The 19871-nt window shown below is 62.4% G+C and carries 18 protein-coding genes, 1 pseudogene and 2 riboswitches; of the genes and pseudogenes, 8 read left to right on the top strand and 11 right to left on the bottom strand.

The window, feature by feature from the left end:
• Nucleotides 1-223 precede the first annotated feature (223 nt).
• From ACYP33_RS23605 to ACYP33_RS23595, 3 genes are all read left to right on the top strand, one after another.
• Nucleotides 224-568 carry a MarR family winged helix-turn-helix transcriptional regulator gene (locus ACYP33_RS23605; RefSeq protein ID WP_414447084.1) on the top strand — a complete coding sequence of 115 codons (345 nt, stop codon included), beginning with the start codon at nt 224-226 and terminating at the stop codon, nt 566-568.
• 30 nt (nt 569-598) lie between these two features.
• Entirely contained in the window at nt 599-1723 is a 1125-nt protein-coding gene (locus tag ACYP33_RS23600; protein ID WP_459624150.1) for an aldo/keto reductase, read from the top strand.
• Between the two features lie 87 nt (nt 1724-1810).
• Entirely contained in the window at nt 1811-3166 is a 1356-nt protein-coding gene (locus ACYP33_RS23595) for a pyridoxal phosphate-dependent decarboxylase family protein (protein ID WP_459624149.1), read from the top strand.
• A 99-nt stretch (nt 3167-3265) separates the two neighbouring features.
• Here ACYP33_RS23595 and ACYP33_RS23590 read toward each other — a convergent pair whose 3' ends face one another.
• The 3 genes from ACYP33_RS23590 to ACYP33_RS23580 all read right to left on the bottom strand — a co-directional run bounded on the left by ACYP33_RS23590 (nt 3266) and on the right by ACYP33_RS23580 (nt 6894).
• Nucleotides 3266-4210 (bottom strand): ketopantoate reductase family protein, encoded by a 945-nt coding sequence (locus tag ACYP33_RS23590; RefSeq protein WP_459624148.1) that lies wholly within the window; start codon nt 4208-4210, stop codon nt 3266-3268.
• A 345-nt stretch (nt 4211-4555) separates the two neighbouring features.
• Nucleotides 4556-4647, bottom strand: a riboswitch (glycine riboswitch).
• 4 nt (nt 4648-4651) lie between these two features.
• A riboswitch (glycine riboswitch) is annotated at nt 4652-4741 on the bottom strand.
• Nucleotides 4742-4881: 140 nt separating this feature from the next.
• A complete protein-coding gene (locus tag ACYP33_RS23585; RefSeq protein WP_459624147.1) occupies nt 4882-5979 on the bottom strand; it encodes a threonine aldolase family protein in 1098 nt (365 codons plus the stop codon).
• A 78-nt stretch (nt 5980-6057) separates the two neighbouring features.
• Nucleotides 6058-6894, bottom strand: coding sequence for an AraC family transcriptional regulator (locus ACYP33_RS23580; protein WP_459624146.1), 837 nt, complete (start codon nt 6892-6894; stop codon nt 6058-6060).
• A 502-nt stretch (nt 6895-7396) separates the two neighbouring features.
• Between ACYP33_RS23580 and adh the strand changes: the two are divergent.
• Nucleotides 7397-8793: pseudogene (adh, locus tag ACYP33_RS23575) on the top strand (aldehyde dehydrogenase).
• Nucleotides 8794-8860: 67 nt separating this feature from the next.
• On the opposite strand, the gene ACYP33_RS23570 reads toward adh, so the two are convergent.
• Together ACYP33_RS23570 and ACYP33_RS23565 are read right to left on the bottom strand one after the other, a co-directional pair.
• Nucleotides 8861-9301 (bottom strand): tautomerase family protein, encoded by a 441-nt coding sequence (locus tag ACYP33_RS23570; RefSeq protein ID WP_414447077.1) that lies wholly within the window; start codon nt 9299-9301, stop codon nt 8861-8863.
• Between the two features lie 154 nt (nt 9302-9455).
• Nucleotides 9456-9884: a MarR family winged helix-turn-helix transcriptional regulator gene (locus ACYP33_RS23565; RefSeq protein ID WP_459624145.1), complete on the bottom strand. Its 429-nt coding sequence runs from the start codon at nt 9882-9884 to the stop codon at nt 9456-9458.
• A 285-nt stretch (nt 9885-10169) separates the two neighbouring features.
• On the opposite strand from ACYP33_RS23565, the gene asd reads away from it, so the two are divergent.
• Nucleotides 10170-11252, top strand: a complete 1083-nt coding sequence (asd, locus tag ACYP33_RS23560; protein ID WP_459624144.1) for an aspartate-semialdehyde dehydrogenase — start codon at nt 10170-10172, stop codon at nt 11250-11252.
• Nucleotides 11253-11316: 64 nt separating this feature from the next.
• Here the strand turns inward: asd and ACYP33_RS23555 are convergent, their stop codons facing one another.
• The 3 genes from ACYP33_RS23555 to ACYP33_RS23545 all read right to left on the bottom strand — a co-directional run bounded on the left by ACYP33_RS23555 (nt 11317) and on the right by ACYP33_RS23545 (nt 12678).
• On the bottom strand, nt 11317-11802 hold the full coding sequence (locus ACYP33_RS23555; RefSeq protein ID WP_414447074.1) for a winged helix-turn-helix transcriptional regulator: 486 nt from the start codon (nt 11800-11802) through the stop codon (nt 11317-11319).
• Between the two features lie 150 nt (nt 11803-11952).
• On the bottom strand, nt 11953-12474 hold the full coding sequence (locus tag ACYP33_RS23550) for a DUF302 domain-containing protein (RefSeq protein WP_459624143.1): 522 nt from the start codon (nt 12472-12474) through the stop codon (nt 11953-11955).
• Between the two features lie 63 nt (nt 12475-12537).
• Entirely contained in the window at nt 12538-12678 is a 141-nt protein-coding gene (locus ACYP33_RS23545; RefSeq protein WP_459624142.1) for a hypothetical protein, read from the bottom strand.
• Between the two features lie 702 nt (nt 12679-13380).
• On the opposite strand from ACYP33_RS23545, the gene ACYP33_RS23540 reads away from it, so the two are divergent.
• The 3 genes from ACYP33_RS23540 (at nt 13381) to ACYP33_RS23530 (ending at nt 15764) form a co-directional block, all read left to right on the top strand.
• Complete coding sequence (locus ACYP33_RS23540; protein ID WP_459624141.1) at nt 13381-14127, top strand: SDR family oxidoreductase; 747 nt, start codon at nt 13381-13383, stop codon at nt 14125-14127.
• A 149-nt stretch (nt 14128-14276) separates the two neighbouring features.
• Entirely contained in the window at nt 14277-15140 is an 864-nt protein-coding gene (locus ACYP33_RS23535) for a DJ-1/PfpI family protein (RefSeq protein WP_459624140.1), read from the top strand.
• A 117-nt stretch (nt 15141-15257) separates the two neighbouring features.
• Nucleotides 15258-15764, top strand: a complete 507-nt coding sequence (locus tag ACYP33_RS23530) for a YybH family protein (RefSeq protein ID WP_459624139.1) — start codon at nt 15258-15260, stop codon at nt 15762-15764.
• A 31-nt stretch (nt 15765-15795) separates the two neighbouring features.
• Here the strand turns inward: ACYP33_RS23530 and ACYP33_RS23525 are convergent, their stop codons facing one another.
• The 3 genes from ACYP33_RS23525 to ACYP33_RS23515 all read right to left on the bottom strand — a co-directional run bounded on the left by ACYP33_RS23525 (nt 15796) and on the right by ACYP33_RS23515 (nt 19726).
• Nucleotides 15796-16743: a GlxA family transcriptional regulator gene (locus ACYP33_RS23525; protein WP_459624138.1), complete on the bottom strand. Its 948-nt coding sequence runs from the start codon at nt 16741-16743 to the stop codon at nt 15796-15798.
• Between the two features lie 331 nt (nt 16744-17074).
• On the bottom strand, nt 17075-18121 hold the full coding sequence (locus tag ACYP33_RS23520; protein ID WP_414439791.1) for a porin: 1047 nt from the start codon (nt 18119-18121) through the stop codon (nt 17075-17077).
• A gap of 90 nt (nt 18122-18211) precedes the next feature.
• The gene (locus ACYP33_RS23515; protein WP_459624137.1) at nt 18212-19726 is read right to left on the bottom strand and encodes an OprD family outer membrane porin; all 1515 of its coding nucleotides are present in this window, start codon (nt 19724-19726) and stop codon (nt 18212-18214) included.
• Nucleotides 19727-19871 lie beyond the last annotated feature (145 nt).

Here is a 19871-nt window from a genome sequence, read left to right as displayed (position 1 = left end):
ATGTCGATACCTGGGGAGCTTAGAGCGCCGGATGGCGAATGCCAAGGAGGCAGATTACTTGCACCTGGTAACGTTGTTTGCACCTTCAAATCCGCAACGGATCGCATGACGCGATTGCTTTTTCAAAAATTGCGGGTATATACTCGCATCCATGAATACGCCCTGCTTCTGCACCGACCTTCGTCGCGCCTCGCGAAAACTGACCGAGGCCTACGACGCCGCATTGGCGTCGTTCGACATCAACATCGCCCAATATTTTCTGCTGCGAACCATCGCCGATCACCAACCGGTCAGCCTGACTCAACTGGGCGTGCTCGTCGATCTCGACCGCTCCACGATCGGCCGAAACGTGAAGGTTCTCGAAAGCCGCGAGTTGACCCATATCGGCGTCGATACCGGCGATCAACGCGAACGCGTCGTGTCGCTGACTTCGGACGGCAAGGCCTTGCTGCGTCGTGCCACGCCGGCCTGGGATCGCTGCCAGGTTTCGGTGGTCGAGAAGATCGGAGCCAGGAAAATCGAAGCGCTGCGGACGATGCTGGCCGAGTTGGGCGAGGCAATCGGTTAAGCGGCACGGCCGAGGCGCATCCAGGGTTCATTGGGGAAGGGGCGCGCAACATGCCGCCCGCCCCTCCGCGTCGACGGGGTATCGAATTTTTCACCAATACGGGCATATGCCCGTATTTTTCGCGAAAGGAAAGCGTTGATGAAATACCAGAATTTCGGGCGCACCGGCGTGTGCGTGTCGCAGATCGTCCTGGGTACGGCCAATTTCGGCACGCGCTGGGGCCACGGCGCCGACCAAGCGCAAAGCGCCGCCCTGTTCGAGACCTATGCCGAAGCCGGCGGTAATTTCATCGATACGGCCGATGTCTATCAATTCGGCCAGTCCGAGGAATTTCTCGGATCGTTGTTGCAGGGCCGGCGCGACTCTTTCTTCCTCGCCAGCAAATTCTCGAGCGGCGCCAGCCCGACCCCCGACCGTCTCGTGACCGGCAATAGCCGCAAGGCGATGATCGCGTCCGTGGAGGCGAGCCTCAAGCGCCTGAAGACGGACCGTATCGATCTGCTGTGGGTACATCAGCCGGACGCATTCACGCCGTCAGAGGAAATCGTGCGCGGGCTCGACGACCTCGCGCGCGCGGGCAAGATCGTCTATGCCGGCTTGTCCAACTTCCCGGCATGGCGCCTCGCCCGCGCCGTCACGCTCGCCGAGATCACGCGCGCGACGCCGATTGCCGCCGCGCAGTTCGAATACAGCCTCGTGCATCGCGAGCCCGAGGCCGACGTGTTCGTGGCCTGCCGCGCCCTGGGCCTCGCGACGCTCACCTGGTCGCCGCTCGGCGGCGGGATGTTGACCGGAAAATATCGGAACGGCGAAGCGGGTCGACGCGAAGCATTCGGCGGCGCCGTGTTCCAGGCCGAAGATTCGCGACAGCGCTCCGATGTGCTCGACACGGTGCTCGACATGGCTCGCGAACTGCAGGCCACGCCGGACCAGGTCGCCATCGCCTGGGTCGCCGCGCACGGCGGGCTGCCGCTGATCGGGCCGCGTTCGCTGCCGCAGCTCGTCAGCAACCTCGGTGCGGCGAATCTGACATTGAGCGCCGAGCAGCTCGCCCGACTCGATGCGGTCAGCGCCCCCGCGGTCAAGGCCGCCACGGTCGCCGCGGTATCCGACTCGAACACCGATACCGCGCTGCCGCTCCTCCCGGTTGCCTGACGCAGCGCGTTCGGCGCCCTCCCATCCTGCTTCGTTTTCCTGAACAATATGAACACTCACCTTCCGGCCCCGGGCAGCATCGCCGACATGAAAGCCGGCGAAATTGCCCTGCTCGCCGACGCCGACCAGCGCGCGGCCCACTATCTCGAGTCGGTCGAAACCCGGCGTGTCTTTCCCACGCCGGAGGCGCTCGCGGCCTTGGCCGCGTTCGACGAACCGCTCCCCGAACAAGGGCGCTCCGCGCACGATACGCTGGCGCTGCTCGACGACATCGGCTCGCCCGCCACGGTGGCCTCGAACGGGCCGCGCTATTTCGGTTTCGTCGTGGGAGCGTCGTTGCCGGGCGCGGCCGCGGCCGAGCGGCTGATGATGGCGTGGGATCAGGGCGCGCCGCTGGCCATGGCATCGCCCGTCAGTGCGTGCATCGAGGCAGTGGCCGGCAATTGGCTGCTCGAGGCGCTCGATCTGCCGCGAGGCAGCGCCGTCGGCTTCGGCACGTCGGCCACGGCATGCGGGCTGAGTTGCCTGGCGGCCGCGCGGCGCGCCTTGCTCAAGCGGGCCGGATGGGATCTCGACACGAAGGGGCTGTACGGTGCGCCGCAAATCCGCGTGGTGGTATCGGCGCGGATTCACGTGGTGGTGCTCAAGGCGTTGCGGGTGCTCGGCTTCGGCACGGAGCAGGTCATTCCGGCGGCCACTGACGCGCACGGCCGCGTCGATCCCGAGCGCCTGCCCGAACTCGACGCCAACACCATCCTTTGCCTGCAGGCCGGCGAGGTGAACACCGGCGAATTCGATCCGTTCGCAGCGCTCATTCCGAAGGCAAAGGCGCAAGGCTCATGGGTACACGTGGATGGCGCGTTCGGCTTGTGGGCGCGGGCATCGCAGGCGTTGCGGCACCATACGGACGGTGTGGAACTCGCGGACAGCTGGACCACGGACGGGCACAAGTGGCTGAATACGCCCTACGACTGCGCGATGGCGATCTGCCGCGATCCCGACGCATTGGCGGAAACCTTGAGCAGCGATGCCGTCTACGCCACCGGCTCGCGCCTGGCCCAGAAGAACCTCACGCTCGAATTCTCCCGACGCCCTCGCGGCATCACGATTTGGGCCGCGCTGCGCACGCTCGGCCAGCAAGGCGTGGCCGCGATGGTGGAACGTCATTGCGCCCAGGCGACCAGATTGGCGCACGGGTTGCGCGATGCCGGTTTCGACGTGCTGAATCGCGTTGTCCTCAACCAGGTATTGGTTCGGGGAGAAAACGATGCGCAGACTGCTGCGATCCGGCAGGCCGTTGAAAGCTCGGGCGAAGCCTGGTTCGGGCCGGCGGTGTGGGACGGACGCCCTGCATTCCGCCTCAGCGTATCGTCGTGGCGCACCGAAGATGCGGATATCGACAGGACCATCGCGCTGCTTCGGAGCGCACGCGACACGGCCTGATCACCGGCAAGTCATGCGGCGCTACCGCCCCTGCTCAATCACCGGGCGTATCGACGAGGCGACAATGCCGACCGCGACACGCCCGAATAACTGCACGCCTCAGTTCGTATCCTGAAGCGCATAAGTTTGCAGATGTGCAAAGGCGGTTCGCAAATACGGTGTCTCGATCCGATGGCGCGCCGCCCGGGCGATCATGTCGCCCACGATCGCGTCGGACTCGATGCGCGGCGCGCGCCGCGCGATGTCGCGCATCATCGACGCGGCCCAGGTCGAATCCGGGTCGAGCAGGAAACCGCGAACGCCGCTCACCGCCTGCTCGCCGAGGCCGAACCCCTCCGCCGCGGCCACGGCAAGCGATTCGTCGAGCAGCGCCTCGATCACGCCCTTGCCATCCGCCGTCCGCAAGATATCGCACAAGCGCCCGCGCATCAGGCAGGTCGCGGCGGCGCCCGAGCACAACATCACCCACTTCTGCCACAGGTCGGCTTCGACCCGCTCCGACGCCACGCGCAAACCCGGCGTGGATGCGATCGCCGCGTGGAAGCGGCGTACCAGATCGCGCTGCAGGGGATGGCGCGCACCGACAATCAGTTTGTCCTGACTGCCGGTGTGCACGACATGGCCGTCCTCTGCGAGCGACGCGGCGATATAGGACACGCCGCCCAGCACCCGTTCCCGCCCGACGCGACGGTCCAGCGTGTCGTACACCGCCATGCCGTTCAGCAATGCGAGCACACCGGTCGTGCCGGCGAGCGCGGGCGCCAGCGAATCCAGCGCGTCGTCGAGGTCGTAAGCCTTGCAGGTCAGCAAGACCAGGTCGTAGCCCGGCTCCACCGCATCCGCGGTCACGGCATTGACCGCCGCACCGAAATCCCCCAGCGCGCTCGACACGCGCAGGCCGTCGCGAACCAAGGCGGCCGCGCGGTTCGGGCGCACGAGAAACGTCACGTTCGCGCCCGCCTGGATCAGACGCGAGCCATAGTAGCCGCCCAGCGCGCCAGCACCGAGGATCAGAACCCGAAGCCCTTCATGATGATTGCTCATATCTCCGCCATCGAATCGTTGTCCTGTACACAGCCGGGTTGACCGGACAGCGTGACATGCGGCTTGGCGCTCGCTGCACGGCTTCGAGCGCCATCATCGCCGCGGCTTGAATACTACTATTAAAGTAGTATTCAAGCCAGAGATCGGAGACATGCCTAGCCGTGGATGTCTTCAACAACGACATGTGCGGTTCAATCAATCGGCGCCGATCACCGACGCGATAGCGGTGCCGCTCGAATCGTGACGCCGGTAATGCCGGCGCCGATGATGGCGATTCGTGACATGTGATGGTCCAGATCGAATTGAGCATCGCCGACGACAACCGCCGCCGGCGCCGATGCCCCATCTGTCCATTTACCTGAGAGTTTCGCCACCGCCCGGATTGCGCCACGGCGGTGGCTCCCCTTCGGTGGGTGGGCGAGGCGCCACTCTCCAGAGCGTTCTTGCATCACGATCTTTTTGCTTGAGAGTTTCCGGGGCGGTTGCTCCGTCGGCGCCGCTCGAGCAAGCGGTCTCTCCCGTGATGCACGAATAGAACGATTGCCAAGTTACCCTGAACGGCGTGCGCCATAATTCGGCAACGGGAAATCCATTACCGCGTGTCGGTTCCACCCCCAATCTCAAGTATTCCTATTCAAATAGTCGTTCAGTCGTGCCTCTCGACCGCCGGGTCAGTATCCGGCGCGTGACGATACGTTGTCGCGGGCGACGTTGCCGCCGGCCGTATGCGCATTGGCCTGCGCGACGGCCGAGATGATATCGATCGCCTCCTGCACCTGATCGCGGGTGATGTTCAGGTAAGGGATCGCGCGAACGCCGTCCGCACCGGACGGCAGGACATGCAGCCCCTTTTCGTAAAGCCGCTCGACGAATTCACCGGCCGGGAGCGACGATATGCCGAACCTCACGATGTTCGTTTCGACCGTGGACACATCGAGGGAAATGCCGGGTTGGCCCGCGATGCCGTTGGCCAGCATGCGCGCATGTTCGTGATCCTCATGAAGCCGCTCACGGTGATGGCGCAGTGCGTGCAACGCGCCGGCCGCGACGATCCCGGCCTGGCGGAACCCGCCACCGATCTGCTGCTTGAAACGACGCGCGCGCGCGATGAAATCACGAGAGCCAGCCAGCGCCGAACCCACGGGCGCGCCGAGCCCTTTCGAAAAGCACACGCTGACCGAATCGAAATAGCGTGCGTATTCGCGCTCGGGAATCCCGGTGGCGGCTGTCGCATGCCAGAGCCTCGCGCCATCCAGGTGCAGTGCGAGGCCGCGCTGCCGGCCAAGCTCGCAAACGGCCTGCAGCTGCTCGATCGGCCACACCTTGCCGCCACCGATGTTGTGGGTGTTTTCCACACAGAGCAGCTTGATCGGGGCTGGAATCGTGGTGGGGAAAAATCGATGCGACACGCCGAGCGCATTCGCTACGTCGTCCGGCGTGAAGACGCCGCGCACACCGGGCAGCAGGCGCGGGAGTACCCCGGAGAACGCAGCCGGCGCGCCGCCTTCGAGAATATAGACGTGCGCATTCTGATCGAAGAGAACCGCGTCGCCCGGTTCCGTATGGGTGCGGATCGCGACCTGATTGGTCATCGTGCCGGTCACCATGTACACCGCGTCTTCCTTGCCCAGCAATTCCGCGACTTCTCGCTCAAGTGCCTTGACGGTCGGATCGTCGCCATACACGTCGTCGCCGACCGGCGCGTTGGCGATGGCCTGACGCATGGCCTGAGTCGGCTGGCTGCAGGTGTCACTTCGTAAATCGATCATGCTGTGCTCCCGGATAAGGTGGATGGTGAGCACAGCTTCGGCCACGCACCGGCCGGGGATTTGGACAAACTTGCTGATTTACTGCCGGGCGATACCGGGCGGCACGCCGAAAAAACGACTGAACTCCCGACTCAAGTGCCCTTGATCGCAGTAGCCGACATCGATGGCGACCTGTCGCAACGGTACGCCACGGAGCACGCGATGTTTGGCCAATGCAACACGACGCTGCACCAGATACGCATGAGGCGCGACCCCGACCGACTTCTTGAACTCGCGCAGCAGGTGATAAGCGCTCATACCCGCCACCTGGGCGATGGCATCGAGCGACGGGTTATCCACGAAATGGGCATCGATATAGTCGCGCGCCCGGCGCACTGCCCCGGGCATCGCGCCCCCGGCGGATGGCCGATGCGTCGCCGACGCGTGTCTCAGCACGAGTTGGGCCATCGCGGCGGTAAGCCGGGATGTTTTTTCAAGCTGGCTGGCGTCATCGGATTCGGAGCAAATGTGCGCAGCGCGAAACAACCGCATCGTGTCGGGGTCGTCCATTACGACGTCGGGAAAATGCACGGACCGCTGTGGCGCACCGTCCGCGTCCCGCAACAGTCCGAGCAGGCCCGAGGTCGATACATACACCATGCGGTAATCCCAACCGCCTTCGACCGCTGGACGCCCCTCATGAAGCTGCCCCGGATTGATCACGCAGATCGCGCCCTGCGGCATGATCAGCCTTCGGCCACGGCCCTCGAGAAACGCCTGTGCACCGCGTTCGATCACGCCGATCGCAAACTCGTCGTGCGCATGCGGCGGGAACCGATGCGTGCGATAGCTGGCTGTCATCAGTTCGGCGTCGGCAAAGCCAGGCTCGCGCCAAAATTTTGCCTGGTTCGATCGGGATGGATGTGCTGTATCCATGGTCGTGACCCATAGTCGGTGGTGTCCGGGGATCATCCGGCAGGAACAGGTGCCGTGGCGCATTCGCGCCTTGCCCTGTCGAGCAAACCGGACGCATTGATTGTAGCTACATCTAAATAATCGTCAATGCTGCGAATCATGGACTCATCACGCCCCTAACGGCGGCACACGGCTCCGTTTTTTCTACAAAACCGCAATTTTGTCCATCTCCCATCACTTGGAAGCCGCGACGATACCTGGACGGCCGCGCTTCGATGCGCGTGCGCCGCTCCACGCAACCGTAACGGACGGCCGACCACGCCCTGGCGCCGCGTTTAAGCAGGCCGTGGCACGGACGGTTTCTGTCCAGCGTCCCTCTCATTCCAAGCGAGACACTTCCATGAATCATGCTGACCTCGAACACCTGACGACCTCGTTCCCATACCGGCGCAAGTATGACAATTTCATCGGTGGACAATGGGTTCCGCCCGTTGCCGGCGAATACTTCACCAATGTATCCCCAATTACCGGCCAGCCGCTTTGCGACGTACCACGCTCTCAGGCAGAAGATGTCGAACTGGCGTTGGACGCAGCGCACGGTGCTAAAGCGGCTTGGGCGGCGATCTCACCCGCCGAACGCGCACTGGTATTGCACCGGATCGCCGACCGGATGCAGGACAATCTCGAACGTCTCGCGGTTGCGGAAACGATCGACAACGGCAAGCCGATCCGTGAAACGCGCGCAGCCGACTTGCCGCTTGCGATTGACCACTTCCGTTATTTCGCCGGATGTGTGCGTGCGCAAGAAGGTACGCTCGCCGAAATCGATCAGGATACCGTTGCATACCATTTTCACGAGCCGCTCGGCGTCGTCGCGCAGATCATCCCTTGGAATTTCCCGCTGCTGATGGCCGTTTGGAAGCTCGCGCCTGCGCTCGCAGCCGGCAATTGCGTGGTACTGAAACCGGCCGAACAGACGCCCGCGTCGATCCTGGTGCTGATCGAGCTGATTGCCGATCTGCTTCCGCCAGGGGTCGTGAACATCATCAACGGCTTTGGCGTGGAGGCAGGCAAGCCGCTTGCGTCGAGTCCGCGCGTGGCGAAAGTGGCATTCACCGGCGAGACCTCGACCGGCCGTCTGATCATGCAATACGCGAGCAAGAATCTGATCCCCGTCACCCTCGAACTGGGCGGAAAAAGCCCGAACATCTTTTTCGACGATGTCGTCAACGCCGATGACAGCTTCTTCGACAAGGCGCTCGAGGGCTTTGCGATGTTTGCCCTGAATCAGGGCGAGGTATGCACCAGCCCGTCGCGTGTACTGATCCAGGAATCTGCATACGACAAGTTCATGGAACGCGCAGTGAGTCGCGTGGCCGCGATCAAGCAAGGACACCCGCTCGATCCCGACACGATGATCGGTGCCCAGCTTCATACGAGCAGTTGTCCAAGATCCTGTCATACCTGCAGATCGGCAAGGAGGAAGGCGCCACCTGCCTGATTGGCGGCGAGCAAAACCGGCTGGACGGCGACCTGCGGGACGGTTATTACGTGAAGCCGACCATCTTCAGCGGACACAATTCGATGCGAATTTTCCAGGAAGAGATTTTCGGCCCCGTCGTTTCCGTCACCACCTTCAAAAACGAGGAGGAAGCGCTGGCGATTGCGAACGACACGCTCTACGGCCTCGGGGCCGGCGTCTGGACGCGCGACGGCAATCGTGCCTATCGATTCGGCCGCGCGATCCAGGCGGGTCGCATCTGGACCAACTGCTATCACCTGTACCCCGCGCATGCCGCGTTCGGTGGCTACAAGCAATCCGGTATCGGGCGCGAGAACCACAAGATGATGCTCGACCATTATCAGCAGACGAAGAATCTGCTCGTCAGCTACAGCGCGAAGCCGCTCGGCTTCTTCTGATCCCGGCAAGCTGGCGCGACCGAGGATCGCTCGTGCGCGCCAGGCTTCGCGCCTGACGGTGCGCCGATTAACGGCCCACGCCGGTCAGATAATCCCGGTCCTCCTGCGACATCGCCTCCAGCCACGCAGCCTCGCCGCCAGGCGCAGGCAGCAACTTGCCGTACTCCACCATCTGCGCGGCGGGCAGTTCGGCCAGGTAGACCCAAACATATCGGCTGTCGGTGTTCGCGGCACGCGCCACGACGCCCACGATGCTGTCGAGAAGGCCCCGTTTCTGCTCGTCGGTCCTCCCTGCCCGAATCTGCCCGTGCACGAAGATGTGATCAGCCTTCAGTGGGGCACCGCCGAGAAAGTGATCACCCGTGGCCACCGGCGTGAAGATGACCTGTGCAAAGAAACCCTGCGCACCGGTCGCACCGCTGTGGGCCTGCGTGATTCCCCTTGCGATCTCGCCTTTTTCCTCGGCGGTGAAACGGCCCTCCGCGGCCGTCACGACGTATGTCGGCATTGCACACTCCCTAAATAAATGTAGGTACAACTTTTTGGGGGAAAGAGCGGAACGACCGCCCGCTCTATCGAGTCAGCCACCGGCATCGCAAGTGGATGTAGGTACATCTTATTCGACGGCACCGTTCGTTGCCATGACGGATTAACCCTTGCAGCTAGCCGACGTCAGCACGCTGCAGCGATTCCAGCGCCTCGAGCAGGCGCTCCTTGGCTGCCCCCTTGATGAATTTCCGAACTTCCCCCTCGACACGCTTCTGGGCACGTCTCCAGTAGGGCTCCGCGCTGCGCAGTTTGGCGGCGCCTCGCTTGCTCAGGCGCGCAACCTTGACACGGGCGTCGGCCTCAGGCGTTACCTCAACCCATCCGGCATCGATCAAAAGCTTGAGGTTGCGAGAAATCGTCGTCTTGTCGAGCGCGACTTCGACTGCAACTTCCGTGTAGGTCGCGGCCTCGAGACGCTCCAATGCGCGCAGAAGCGAAAATTGCGTGATCTTCAAGCCGACGGGCCGCAGCGCGTCGTCGTAGATGCCGGTCAGTGCATTGGCCGAGCGCCGGAATTGCGTGCAGTAACAATCAGTGAACATGATGGAATCGATGAGCTCCGATGGACACACCAGCCCGCTACCGCGAGGAGGATTGAGCAAGCGACAGTATATCGAAGCGCCGGTGACCGGCGGTCCGTGTACGTCCCGCCTTCGCGAGATCGTCAGGAACCCATAACGTATGCCGATAAGCGCAATTTTGTCCAAAACCCGGCAGCGATATGGGTGGAGAGTCATCCATTTACAGCCCTCATGGGCATGCATGCAGGCGATGCCTGTCGGGAAACCCGGAATATGAAAAAAGTGGGACTGGTCTGATGGCGGGGCATGGTTGGCTCCGTCCTGCTCAAGCGCATGCGCGAGGAAAACGATTTCGCGCGCCTCTCGCCGATCTATTTCAGCACCTCCGCAGCCGGTCGGCGTGTGCGCGATCATCGAGGCGATGAGCACACGTTGCGCGACGCGATGTCCGTCGAGCAACTCGCGGACATGGATATCATCGTTACATGTCAGGGCGGCAGCTATACGCAGGCGATCTATCCCGCGCTGCGGGCAAGCGGCTGGGATGGCTACTGGATCGACGCGGCATCGGCAAAGCGCATGGACAGCGACTCGCTGATCGTGCTCGACCCGGTCAATCGAGCGCAGATCGATACCGCGATCGCGTCGGGCGTGAAGAACTACATCGGCGGCAATTGCTCGATCACGTTGTCGCTGGTCGGCCTCGCCGGCCTGTTTCAAGCGGGACTCGTCGACTGGATGTCCGTGATGACCTATCAAGCCGCATCGGGCGCCGGCGCCGCCCATGTGACCGAGCTGCTCGGGCAGATGTCGGCGCTGTCGGAGCGCACACGAGCGGCGCTGGCCGACCCGGCGACGGCGACCCTCGACGTGCTGGAGCTCGCCCGCCGCGCCGCATCGGGCGACGATTATCCCATCAGCCGGTTCGACGTGCCGCTGGCAGGCAGCATCATCCCGTGGATCGACTCGGATCTCGGCAACGGCATGAGTCGCGAAGAATGGAAAGGCGAGGTGGAGGCCAACAAGATACTCGGCCTCGCGCCCGGCACGATCCGCGTGGACGGACTGTGCATAAGGGTGGCGGCGTTGCAGAGTCACTCCGCGGCGATCACGCTCAAGCTGAAGGAGGAGCGCGATGCCAGCAGCCTGGCGAACCTCATCGGCAATGCACACAAATGGGTGGATTTCGTGCCGAATACCCGAGAGGAGTCCATACGGCGCCTGAGCCCGGCCGCCGTCAGCGGGTCGTTGAAGGTTGCGGTCGGCAGGCTGCGCAAGCTGAATCTCGGCGACGGCATCTACAGCGTGCTGACCACCGGGGATCAGTTGCTATGGGGTGCGGCCGAGCCGCTGCGTCGTGTGCTCGGCATCATCCTGAGCACAGCCTGACCGGGGCGCCGGGCGTGCGCGCCGGCATCGGCAGTTCATGGCGCGACGCGACGTGACGCTGCGCTCAACGCTCGAGCGGTTTCAACCGCTTGAGCGTCGCCTCGGAAGGATATCGCCCGGGAACGAACGCGTGATCGTTGCGACTGATCGCCTTGCCTGTATTGCGATCGATCAGCATGGGATCGACCGCCTTGCCGGTTTCCCGATCGACGAAATCGATACCCCAGCGGTGGCCTTTGACGTGGCGTCTCCCCCATGCGAACAAGGCGATCAGCACCGGAGAAAGGTCCCGGCCCTTCGCTGTCACGCGGTACGCATCCCGCCCGGCTTCCGGCGAATCCCGATAACGTTCCAGCAGCCCTGCATCGACCAGGTCCGAGAGACGTTTCGACAGGACGGTAGGCGAAATGTCCAGGCTGTCGCGGAACTGTTCGAAGCGCGTCGAACCCTGTAATGCGTCGCGTATTATCAACAGGCTCCACCACTCGCCAACCTGCTCCAACGCCAGTGCAACCGCGCAGTCCATATCGGCAAAGCTCTTTCGCTTCATATCGGCTCCCGTCAAATAGGCCATCCACGACGGCGGACAGAATCCCGCACGGCGCGGCGAGTGCGCCGTCGGTATGCGAGCCGACAGCTACCGCCTGGCGGCCGGTATTGTAATGGATGTCGCCTATCGATCCGGGACGACCGGAAATCGCTATCCGTGGTTGATCAGCGCGATGCTCACAAGGTCGGCGAGTTTCTCGTCGAGTGCTTGCGCCGCCTGCTTCAGCAGTGGTTGATCGTCTATCGCGATGAGCGTCGATGGCTGCACATACGTGATTTGCGCCGCACCGTCAGCGCATTCCGACACCAACAGCTCGACCGGCGCGAACAGCCCCGCCGACATGTCGTGCTGCATCATCGTGATCGCAATGAGCGGATTGCCGAGAATCACGCGTGTCAGTGCCCGCCGATAGCCATAAACACGCAACCAGCTCGCATGGTCGATTTCGGCGAAGATCATGAACCCGCTCGTGCCGACATGTTTCGCTTCGACGGCCTGCGCGAAATCGTCGGCGGTTGCGGCTCGGGACGCCAACTGTGCCAAGTCGGGTATTGTGGCGCGGCCGCAAGCGCTTCGTATGTTTTCCATTACGTGCTTGTGCGAGGCGTGGGTATTCCAGCTTATCCGTACACCTTCAAACGATGTCCGGGTTGCAAATCCATGTTCAGACATGAGGACCTCCTATTCAACTGAGACAATCAGGAATGCCGCTCGACGAACCGCTGCCGAGCGACATCACACCAAAAATACCGCGACGAACGCCAAGGTGCCGGCGGCCAGGAAGGCCAGCGCGAAGGACGGCGACGGCAACGCGAGCGCCATGACCAATAGGCTCGTGCCGAGCGTCGTGCCGAAAAATCGGCTGACCGACAGCACGGCGCTACCGGTGGAGGCCTGATCGGGTGCAAGCCCCGACACCCCGACGGCAAACAGGTTCGGAAAGCTCAGGCCGACACGTTGAGCGGCACATTGCCCATTTGGCTGCCGATCGAGTCCAGCGCGACGTTGACGACAAACATGTCCAGTGTCGCCATGAACACGGCCAGACTGACCACGAACGTTACGGCAGTCGCGTTGAATTGCTCGGGGCCAGCCCGCCCTGCAGCCGGATTCGACGGAATAGATTGTCTCGTTGGCCGCCATTGGTTAGGTAAGCGAATTTCTTATTGATACTATCATGACAGTATCAATAAGAGCCCTTGGCGAGGGCAACCGGTTGGCCTGTTTCGACCCGCAGCCGACCGGCGCGACTACTCTCGACTCGATGAATGTGTAAGGAGATGAACCATCATCTCGGCTATCCGCCCGGCACTCCCTAGCCACCTGAAGCAGGCAAACCACGCAACGACAAGGGTGCAACGACGGTCCTGACCGAGGGCGGCCCGAACCGGGCATACGTGCGCCCGCCGACCTGACGACGCCGCCCCGTAGTGACTTTTTTTGAGGGTTATACGACCTTTGAGCCATTCCATCCAGGTTCCATAATTTGCGCAGGCATCAAGCCGGAACACCAGCACAAACGCGATGGCGTCTTGTGCTTCCGGTTCGATCAATTTCGAGCAAACAAAGGAAGCGAAGATGAGGCTTAAAAACAAGTCGGCTTTGATTACGGGCGGCACCAGCGGCATCGGTCTCGCGACCGCCAGGCTTTTCATCGCAGAAGGCGCTCGGGTCGCGGTGACGGGCCGCGATGCTGCCGCACTGGAGCGCGCGAAGGCCGAGCTTGGCGAGAACGCGTTGGTTCTCAAGGGCGATGTCCGCTCGATCGAGGACATGCGGGCCATTGCCGCCGAAGTACAGGAAAAGTTCGACGGCCTGGATGTCGTGTTCGCCAACGCCGGCTGGGCCTTCCCCTCCGCACTCGGCGACATCGACGACGATCTCTACAGCGAGATCATGGATATCAACGTCAAGGGCGTCGTGTACACGCTCAAAGCGGTACTGCCGAACTTGCGAGAGGGCGCCTCGGTCATTCTCAATACATCGTTCGTCGCCCAGACCGGCAAGCACGGCATATCGCTGACCGCGGCAGCGAAGGCCGCCGTACGCTCGCTTGCCCGTAGTTGGTCCTACGAGTTTCTCGATCGCAAGATCCGGTTCAACGCGATCGCGCCGGGTGGCATGGACACGCCTCTGCTCGGCAAGTGGGGGATGTCGAACGAGGACGTCCGCCACTTCAAGAGCGAATTCGCGAAGAGCATCCCGGTTGGGCATATGGGCAAGGCAGAAGACATTGCCTACGCGGCGCTCTATCTCGCGAGCGACGAATCGTCCTACGTCGTCGGCAGCGAACTGATTGTCGATGGTGGCGCCTCGCAGCTTTAAGCCTGCGTTTTTCGATTCAAGAGCCCTGTCCGTCCTCCCCAGGGTTCATCCATACCTTGATTCCCTGTCCACCACGCTTGTTCGTGGTGGTGACTTTCAATCCGGCCCAACCTGACTGCACGCACCGAGGGGCCGAAGCGCAAGGAGAAATGATTTTGACCAACCATAGCGAAAAAAATAAGGAATCCGGAAAATCGCTCACCGGATCAGGTCGTTCGCGCCGCGAGATGCTCAAGTTCGGCAGCATCGCCACGCTGGGCGCCGTGCTGGGTGGCACGGCCCTGCTTGGCCACACCGCGCCCGCTCTCGCGCAGGCAGCCGGCCGGGCGGAACTGGCTCCGAACGACCCGCTCAATATTTTGATCGTCAATTACGACGGCGGGACGCTGCTCGATTTCGCCGGCCCCAGCGAGATTTTTCACCGCTTGCCCAATACCCACGTTCGCTATGCGAGCCTCGATGGCGGCAACGTCACGCTCGAATTCGGGGTGGTGTATGGCAAAACCGAGCGGCTGGCCGATATCGAGAAGACCGACCTGATTCTGGTTCCCGGCGGCTCCGATTTGACGGCGCCGATGCGGCCCGCGTATCAGGCGCAAATCCGGCGTCTGGCGGAAAGCGCCAAACACGTGACGTCCGTGTGCAACGGCTCGCTGGTGCTCGCCGCGACGGGCATTCTCAATGGCAAGCGAAGCGCCTGCCATTGGGCCTTCGTCAACAAGCTGTCCGAATATGGCGCGATCCCCGTGCCGGATCGATTCGTGGAAGACGACAACGGCCGCTTCATGAGCGGCGGTGGCGTGACGGCGGGCATCGATTTCGCACTGCGCGTCGCGGCGAAGCTGCGCGGCCAACAGGCTGCCGAATTCACGCAACTCGCGATCGAATACGACCCCGCTCCGCCGTTCCATTCCGGTCATCCCCGAGACGCACGGCCGGAAGTCGTCGCGATGGTCGACAAGGAACTGCCCGGTGCATTCAAAGGACTCGCGCGAATCCCGGGCGTTCGCTGAAATGCCCGCAGGCAATGCCGGTGGAGCCCTGCGCGAGTATCGATCGCTCCACCTTCGGCATCGCTTGCCCAATCCCGCCCAGCCCCATCGATTTAAACCCTGAACGGAAATTCTCACATGCAACAGATTCGCCGCTTTGCTGCTGCTTCTGCAGCCTGCTTTTCATTTTTCGCGTTTGCCGCGCCGGCAATGGCGGATGGCCCGCAGCCTCGAACCGAAGCGGCCATCAAGGCCGAAAACGCGCGATGGGCGGATGCCTTTGCGCGAGGGGATTATCAGGCGATAGGCCGCCTGTACACCGCCGATGGTGCACTCATGCCGCCCGGCGGCGACAGGGTGACGGGGGGCAGCGCGATTGCCGCGTACTTCGTCAAGGGGTATTCCGGGACAAAACCCGGCACCGTATCGTTCAGCCATGAAGAGTTCTACGGCAACGACCGGAGCGTAACGGAAGTCTCGGATGCGGAAGTCCGTGATCACGACGGGAAGCTCATCTATCGCGGCAAGCAGACCCTGCTCTTTCTGAAGCAAGGCGGCACGTGGAAATTGCATCGCGACATGTGGAATGACTCCCCCGCCCGGAAATCCGATGGCGGTCGAGCGGCCGGCGATACAGCGAGTTAAATGGCACGAGCGCCACAAGGCTGGCGCTCGATCAACGCGCACCGTTCGATCGGCTCTCGCGCCGGATCGCCTGCGGAGGGTGGCCATGCAGTTTGATGAAAGCCCGCCGCATCCGCTCCGGATCCGTGAATCCCACGGCGAGCGCAATTTTTTCGATCGGTTCGCTACCATCCTGCAGGCGCAGCCGCGCGGCTTCCACGCGCAAGCGTTCGACCGCTTTGGCAGGTGTCTCGCCGGTTTCCCGGCGAAATGCTCGTCCGAACTGTCGCGGGCTCAACCTGGCGACCTCGGCGAGCCGCTCCACCGGTAGCGCTTCAGCCAGGTGTTCTCTCGCGAAGTTCAGGGCAATGCGAATGCGGTCCGACTCCGGTTCCATCTGCGACATGGCGGAGAACTGGGATTGGCCGCCCGGCCGACGATACGCCACCACCAGAAGCCGGGAGACACCGCGCGCCACTTCGGCGCCCATATCTCGTTCAATCAAACCGAGCGCCAGGTCGATTCCCGAAGCAATGCCCGCCGACGTCCAGATGCGGCCGTCGGCGATATAGATACTGTCGCTCTCGACCCGGGTGCGAGGAAAACGCGACTGCAGCAGCGCAGCGTATCGCCAGTGCGTGGTTGCTTTCAACCCGTCCAGCAAGCCGGTTTCCGCCAGCAGAAACGCCCCCGTACAAACGCTCGCCACCCGCGAGGCCTTGGCGCTCAATTTCCTGGCGGCCGCGATGTTCTCCTGCGTCTGCATGGGATCGATATCACCGCCCACGAAAATGACGGTATCGAACGCGCGCCTTCCGGCCGGCTTGGTCTCGATCACAAGACCCGTATTGCCACGAACCGGGCCTCCGGCATGCGAGATGACATGAAGATCGTACGGAGTATGGCCAGCTGCCGTGGCTACCTGATTGAAAGCCGACAGTGGGCCGCCCAGATCGAGAGGGTCGTGGCCACTGCAAACAAAGAGTCCGATTCGATGCATGGCGAGAGAATGAGCCGACAATCCTGGAGCGGCTCATTCTACAGAAAACCCTCAATTATCGTCAGATCGCTGTAACGGGGAAAACGAGGTATCGCTATCAAGAATATCGATGTTCATTGCGCAGTCACCCTCTCGCGCATGCCGACTACAAAAGGTCCACTCACCGCCATTCAAAAACAGCACCGTCCGGCACGGTTCGATGGCAGTCAGCCTTGAAGGCATGGCGATGCGACGCATAGGGTCGCGGTTGAGGGGCGCAATACCGGAAGTGATTTGCCGGACCAACGCCCCTACCCAGGCAGCAAGGCCTCTCACGAAGACACGCGAAGCATCAAAACGAATGCACGATCCCGATCTGAGCGCCCGTTACGCCCCCGCCCGCGGCAGGCGAATTGGACGTGATCGGGCCGTTCGCCAGCAACGCATACGTTGCGCCATGCTTGTTGATCAGCCGCTCGACCGTGCCGTAAAGCATCGTGCGCTTGCTGAGCGAGTAGAACGCGCCGAGGCTCGCTTCGCCGGCGTTGTCGTGCGCGCCGGAACTGTCCTGGGCCCAACCCACGCCTGCACTGATCTTCAGCGCCGGCGTGAAGTTGTAGGCGGCCGAGGCCGAGTACACGCTGTGGTATTTCCCGGCCACGTTCGTAGCGGTATTCGAACCAAGCACGTTGCCTCGGTAGTAGCCCAAATACCCGGTCAGCTTGCCGAACTGATAGCTGCCGCCCGCGAAGGTCGCTTTGGTGAGATTCCGTCCATCGGTGCTGTTCTGCTCTACGTGGTTCGCACCCAGATAAAGCGGGCCGCGCGAATATTCGAGCGACACGAGATAGGCATTGAGCCCGTCATGCGGGCTGGTCTGCCCACCGAGGCTCACACCTGCGCTCAGCTTGAAACCGTATATCGATGGCGACCAATACGTGATCATGTTGTCGAAGCGAAACGTGTAAGTCCCCGCGTTGTTCAGGAACGAACCGTACGTGCCGCCCGCAAAGGCGTCCATTTTCCCGAGCATGTACAGCTGAATCTGGTTCTGTCGTCCGAAGCGGATTTCGCCATACTGATTCGCGAGTCCTACCCATGCATTGCGATTGAATGCACGCGAGGCGTCGGCGGCCGCCCCCGAATTGGTTTGAATGCCGTTCTCCAGATTGAACGTCGCATGCAGGCCGCCGCCGAGGTCCTCGTCGCCGCGCAGGCCGATCCGGCTTGCCGCGAGACCTCCGCTCTGCATCGCGGTGGCGGCCCCCTTGCCATCGGCATTCGTGTAGCCGACATAGGTATCGAGGAGTCCGTACAACGTCACCGAGGCATGCGCGGGCAGCGAGCATGCACCGATCAGCGGCAGCGAGAGATTCAACAGCTTGATTCGATTTTTCATGATTTTTCTTGTTGATTTTTTTCAATGGAGAGAAGGACCTCCCTCCATAGGGTGCGAGTGAATTCGAAATACGGTTTTCACCAGGTTCGACTAGATCTGCGGCCCCCACGCGTACTGAAGTTGCAGCCGGTTCTGCACGAACGTGCGGCCCTTGACGGGGGAGGTTTGCACGGCGAAAAAGTCGGCGGCACTGAACCCCTTCAGCTGTCCGCTGAAGTTGTAGATCGCATAGGCAAGGTATTCCGACCCGTCGAGGCTCGGGCCGTCGGCACTCGCCTTCAGATCCATGAACGAATAGCGGGCGCCGATGAACCAGTTGCCGGTCGGTGCGCCGCTGATGTCGATTGCATAGGCGTTGCCGGCACCGAGATCCTGCGTGCTGGTCAGGAACGGCTGCGCAAACAGCGGGCCGCCCGACACATCGTGGGCATACGGCGTGACCAGCGAGCCATTGAGATAAGCGTTGCGATGCGGGGCGATGAAGTCGTAGCCGAAGCTCAACGTCATCGAGTTGTGCTTGACGCCGAGCTGCATGCCGTACACCTGGCTGTCCACGGGACCGAGCAGCTCGCGCCCGTCGCCGGTCTCGTGGAAGTACTGCAGGCCTGCGAACGGCTTCCATGCCCCGCCGGTGCGGCTCACCTGCCCTTCGACGTAGGCCAGGTCGGCGTAGTCCTGATAGGTCTGATACCACCCCTGGGCACGCAGCGTGACGACATCGAGATCGAACTTGTGCGCCGCGCCCACGCCCCAGAAACCGTTGGTCGTCGGATTGCCGATGCCGGCGTAAGGGTCGAAGCTTTCGTCGTAATTGGTTTTCTGCGAGAACCCGTTGCCGGTGTACGACTTGAACCGGAACATCTTGAAGGCCGTGACGAAATTGTCGGCGTCGCCGTATTTCGCATCGATGCCCTGATACAACTGCGGAGCAATGCGCCAATCGTACGTCGAGGCAAACGGCACGTTGAGCGCCTGATTGCCCACCGTGACCTGCACCTGGTCGTGCTCCCATTTGACGTAGGCCTCGCCCAAGGTCGCGAGGTTCGGGCCGAGATAGCTGTCCACGCGGTTCGGGTTGTCGGAATGCCCGATGCCGCGCTGCAGATAGCCGCTCACGCCCACGGAGAACCCGTAGAGCGGCGCGCTCACGTAGCCAAGCTCGCCACCGTAGCTGACCGTGTTCTGGTTCGCGCCGGGCGAGAAAAAGGCGTTGCGCGACGCATAGTAGAAGGTGCGGATGTTGCCGAAGAACGTTCCCTTCGTGATCATCTCGCCGACGTTGTGTGCCTCCTTCCCGTGGTCGGACACGCTTGCCGCTGCGGACGTTTCGGCCGCCGCGTCCGGCTGGGACGGGCTGAGCGTTGCGCCATGCGTATCGCCCTTGCTGGCAGCCTGGGTCTGCACCGCGGCAGCCGCGGCGGCATCCTTCTTCTTGCGCGCATCCTTCGCGGCGCTGGCTGCCGAGCTGTCGCCGGTTGCGGCGGTATCCTGACCGCTTGCGGTTGCGCTTTGCGCGAACGCGTAGTCAGGCGCGACGAGCGCCGCGGCAATCATCGCAATATGAATAAGGTGTACTGATTTAAATTCGAAGGGAATCTGATTCATGATTTTGTCGGGTCGCTGAGTCCGGGGCGGGCGGGAATTCGGTATGGGTTGCTGCGCCCGTGCATCGTTCAACTGGTCTGTATTGCGCGGACGGATGCCACGTTAAGTGATAAAAAATATCGCCTCAGGCACTTTTTCGGCACCT

This window comes from Burkholderia sp. 3C, assembly GCF_054589155.1.
This window is presented reverse-complemented; position numbering and strand designations above follow the sequence as displayed.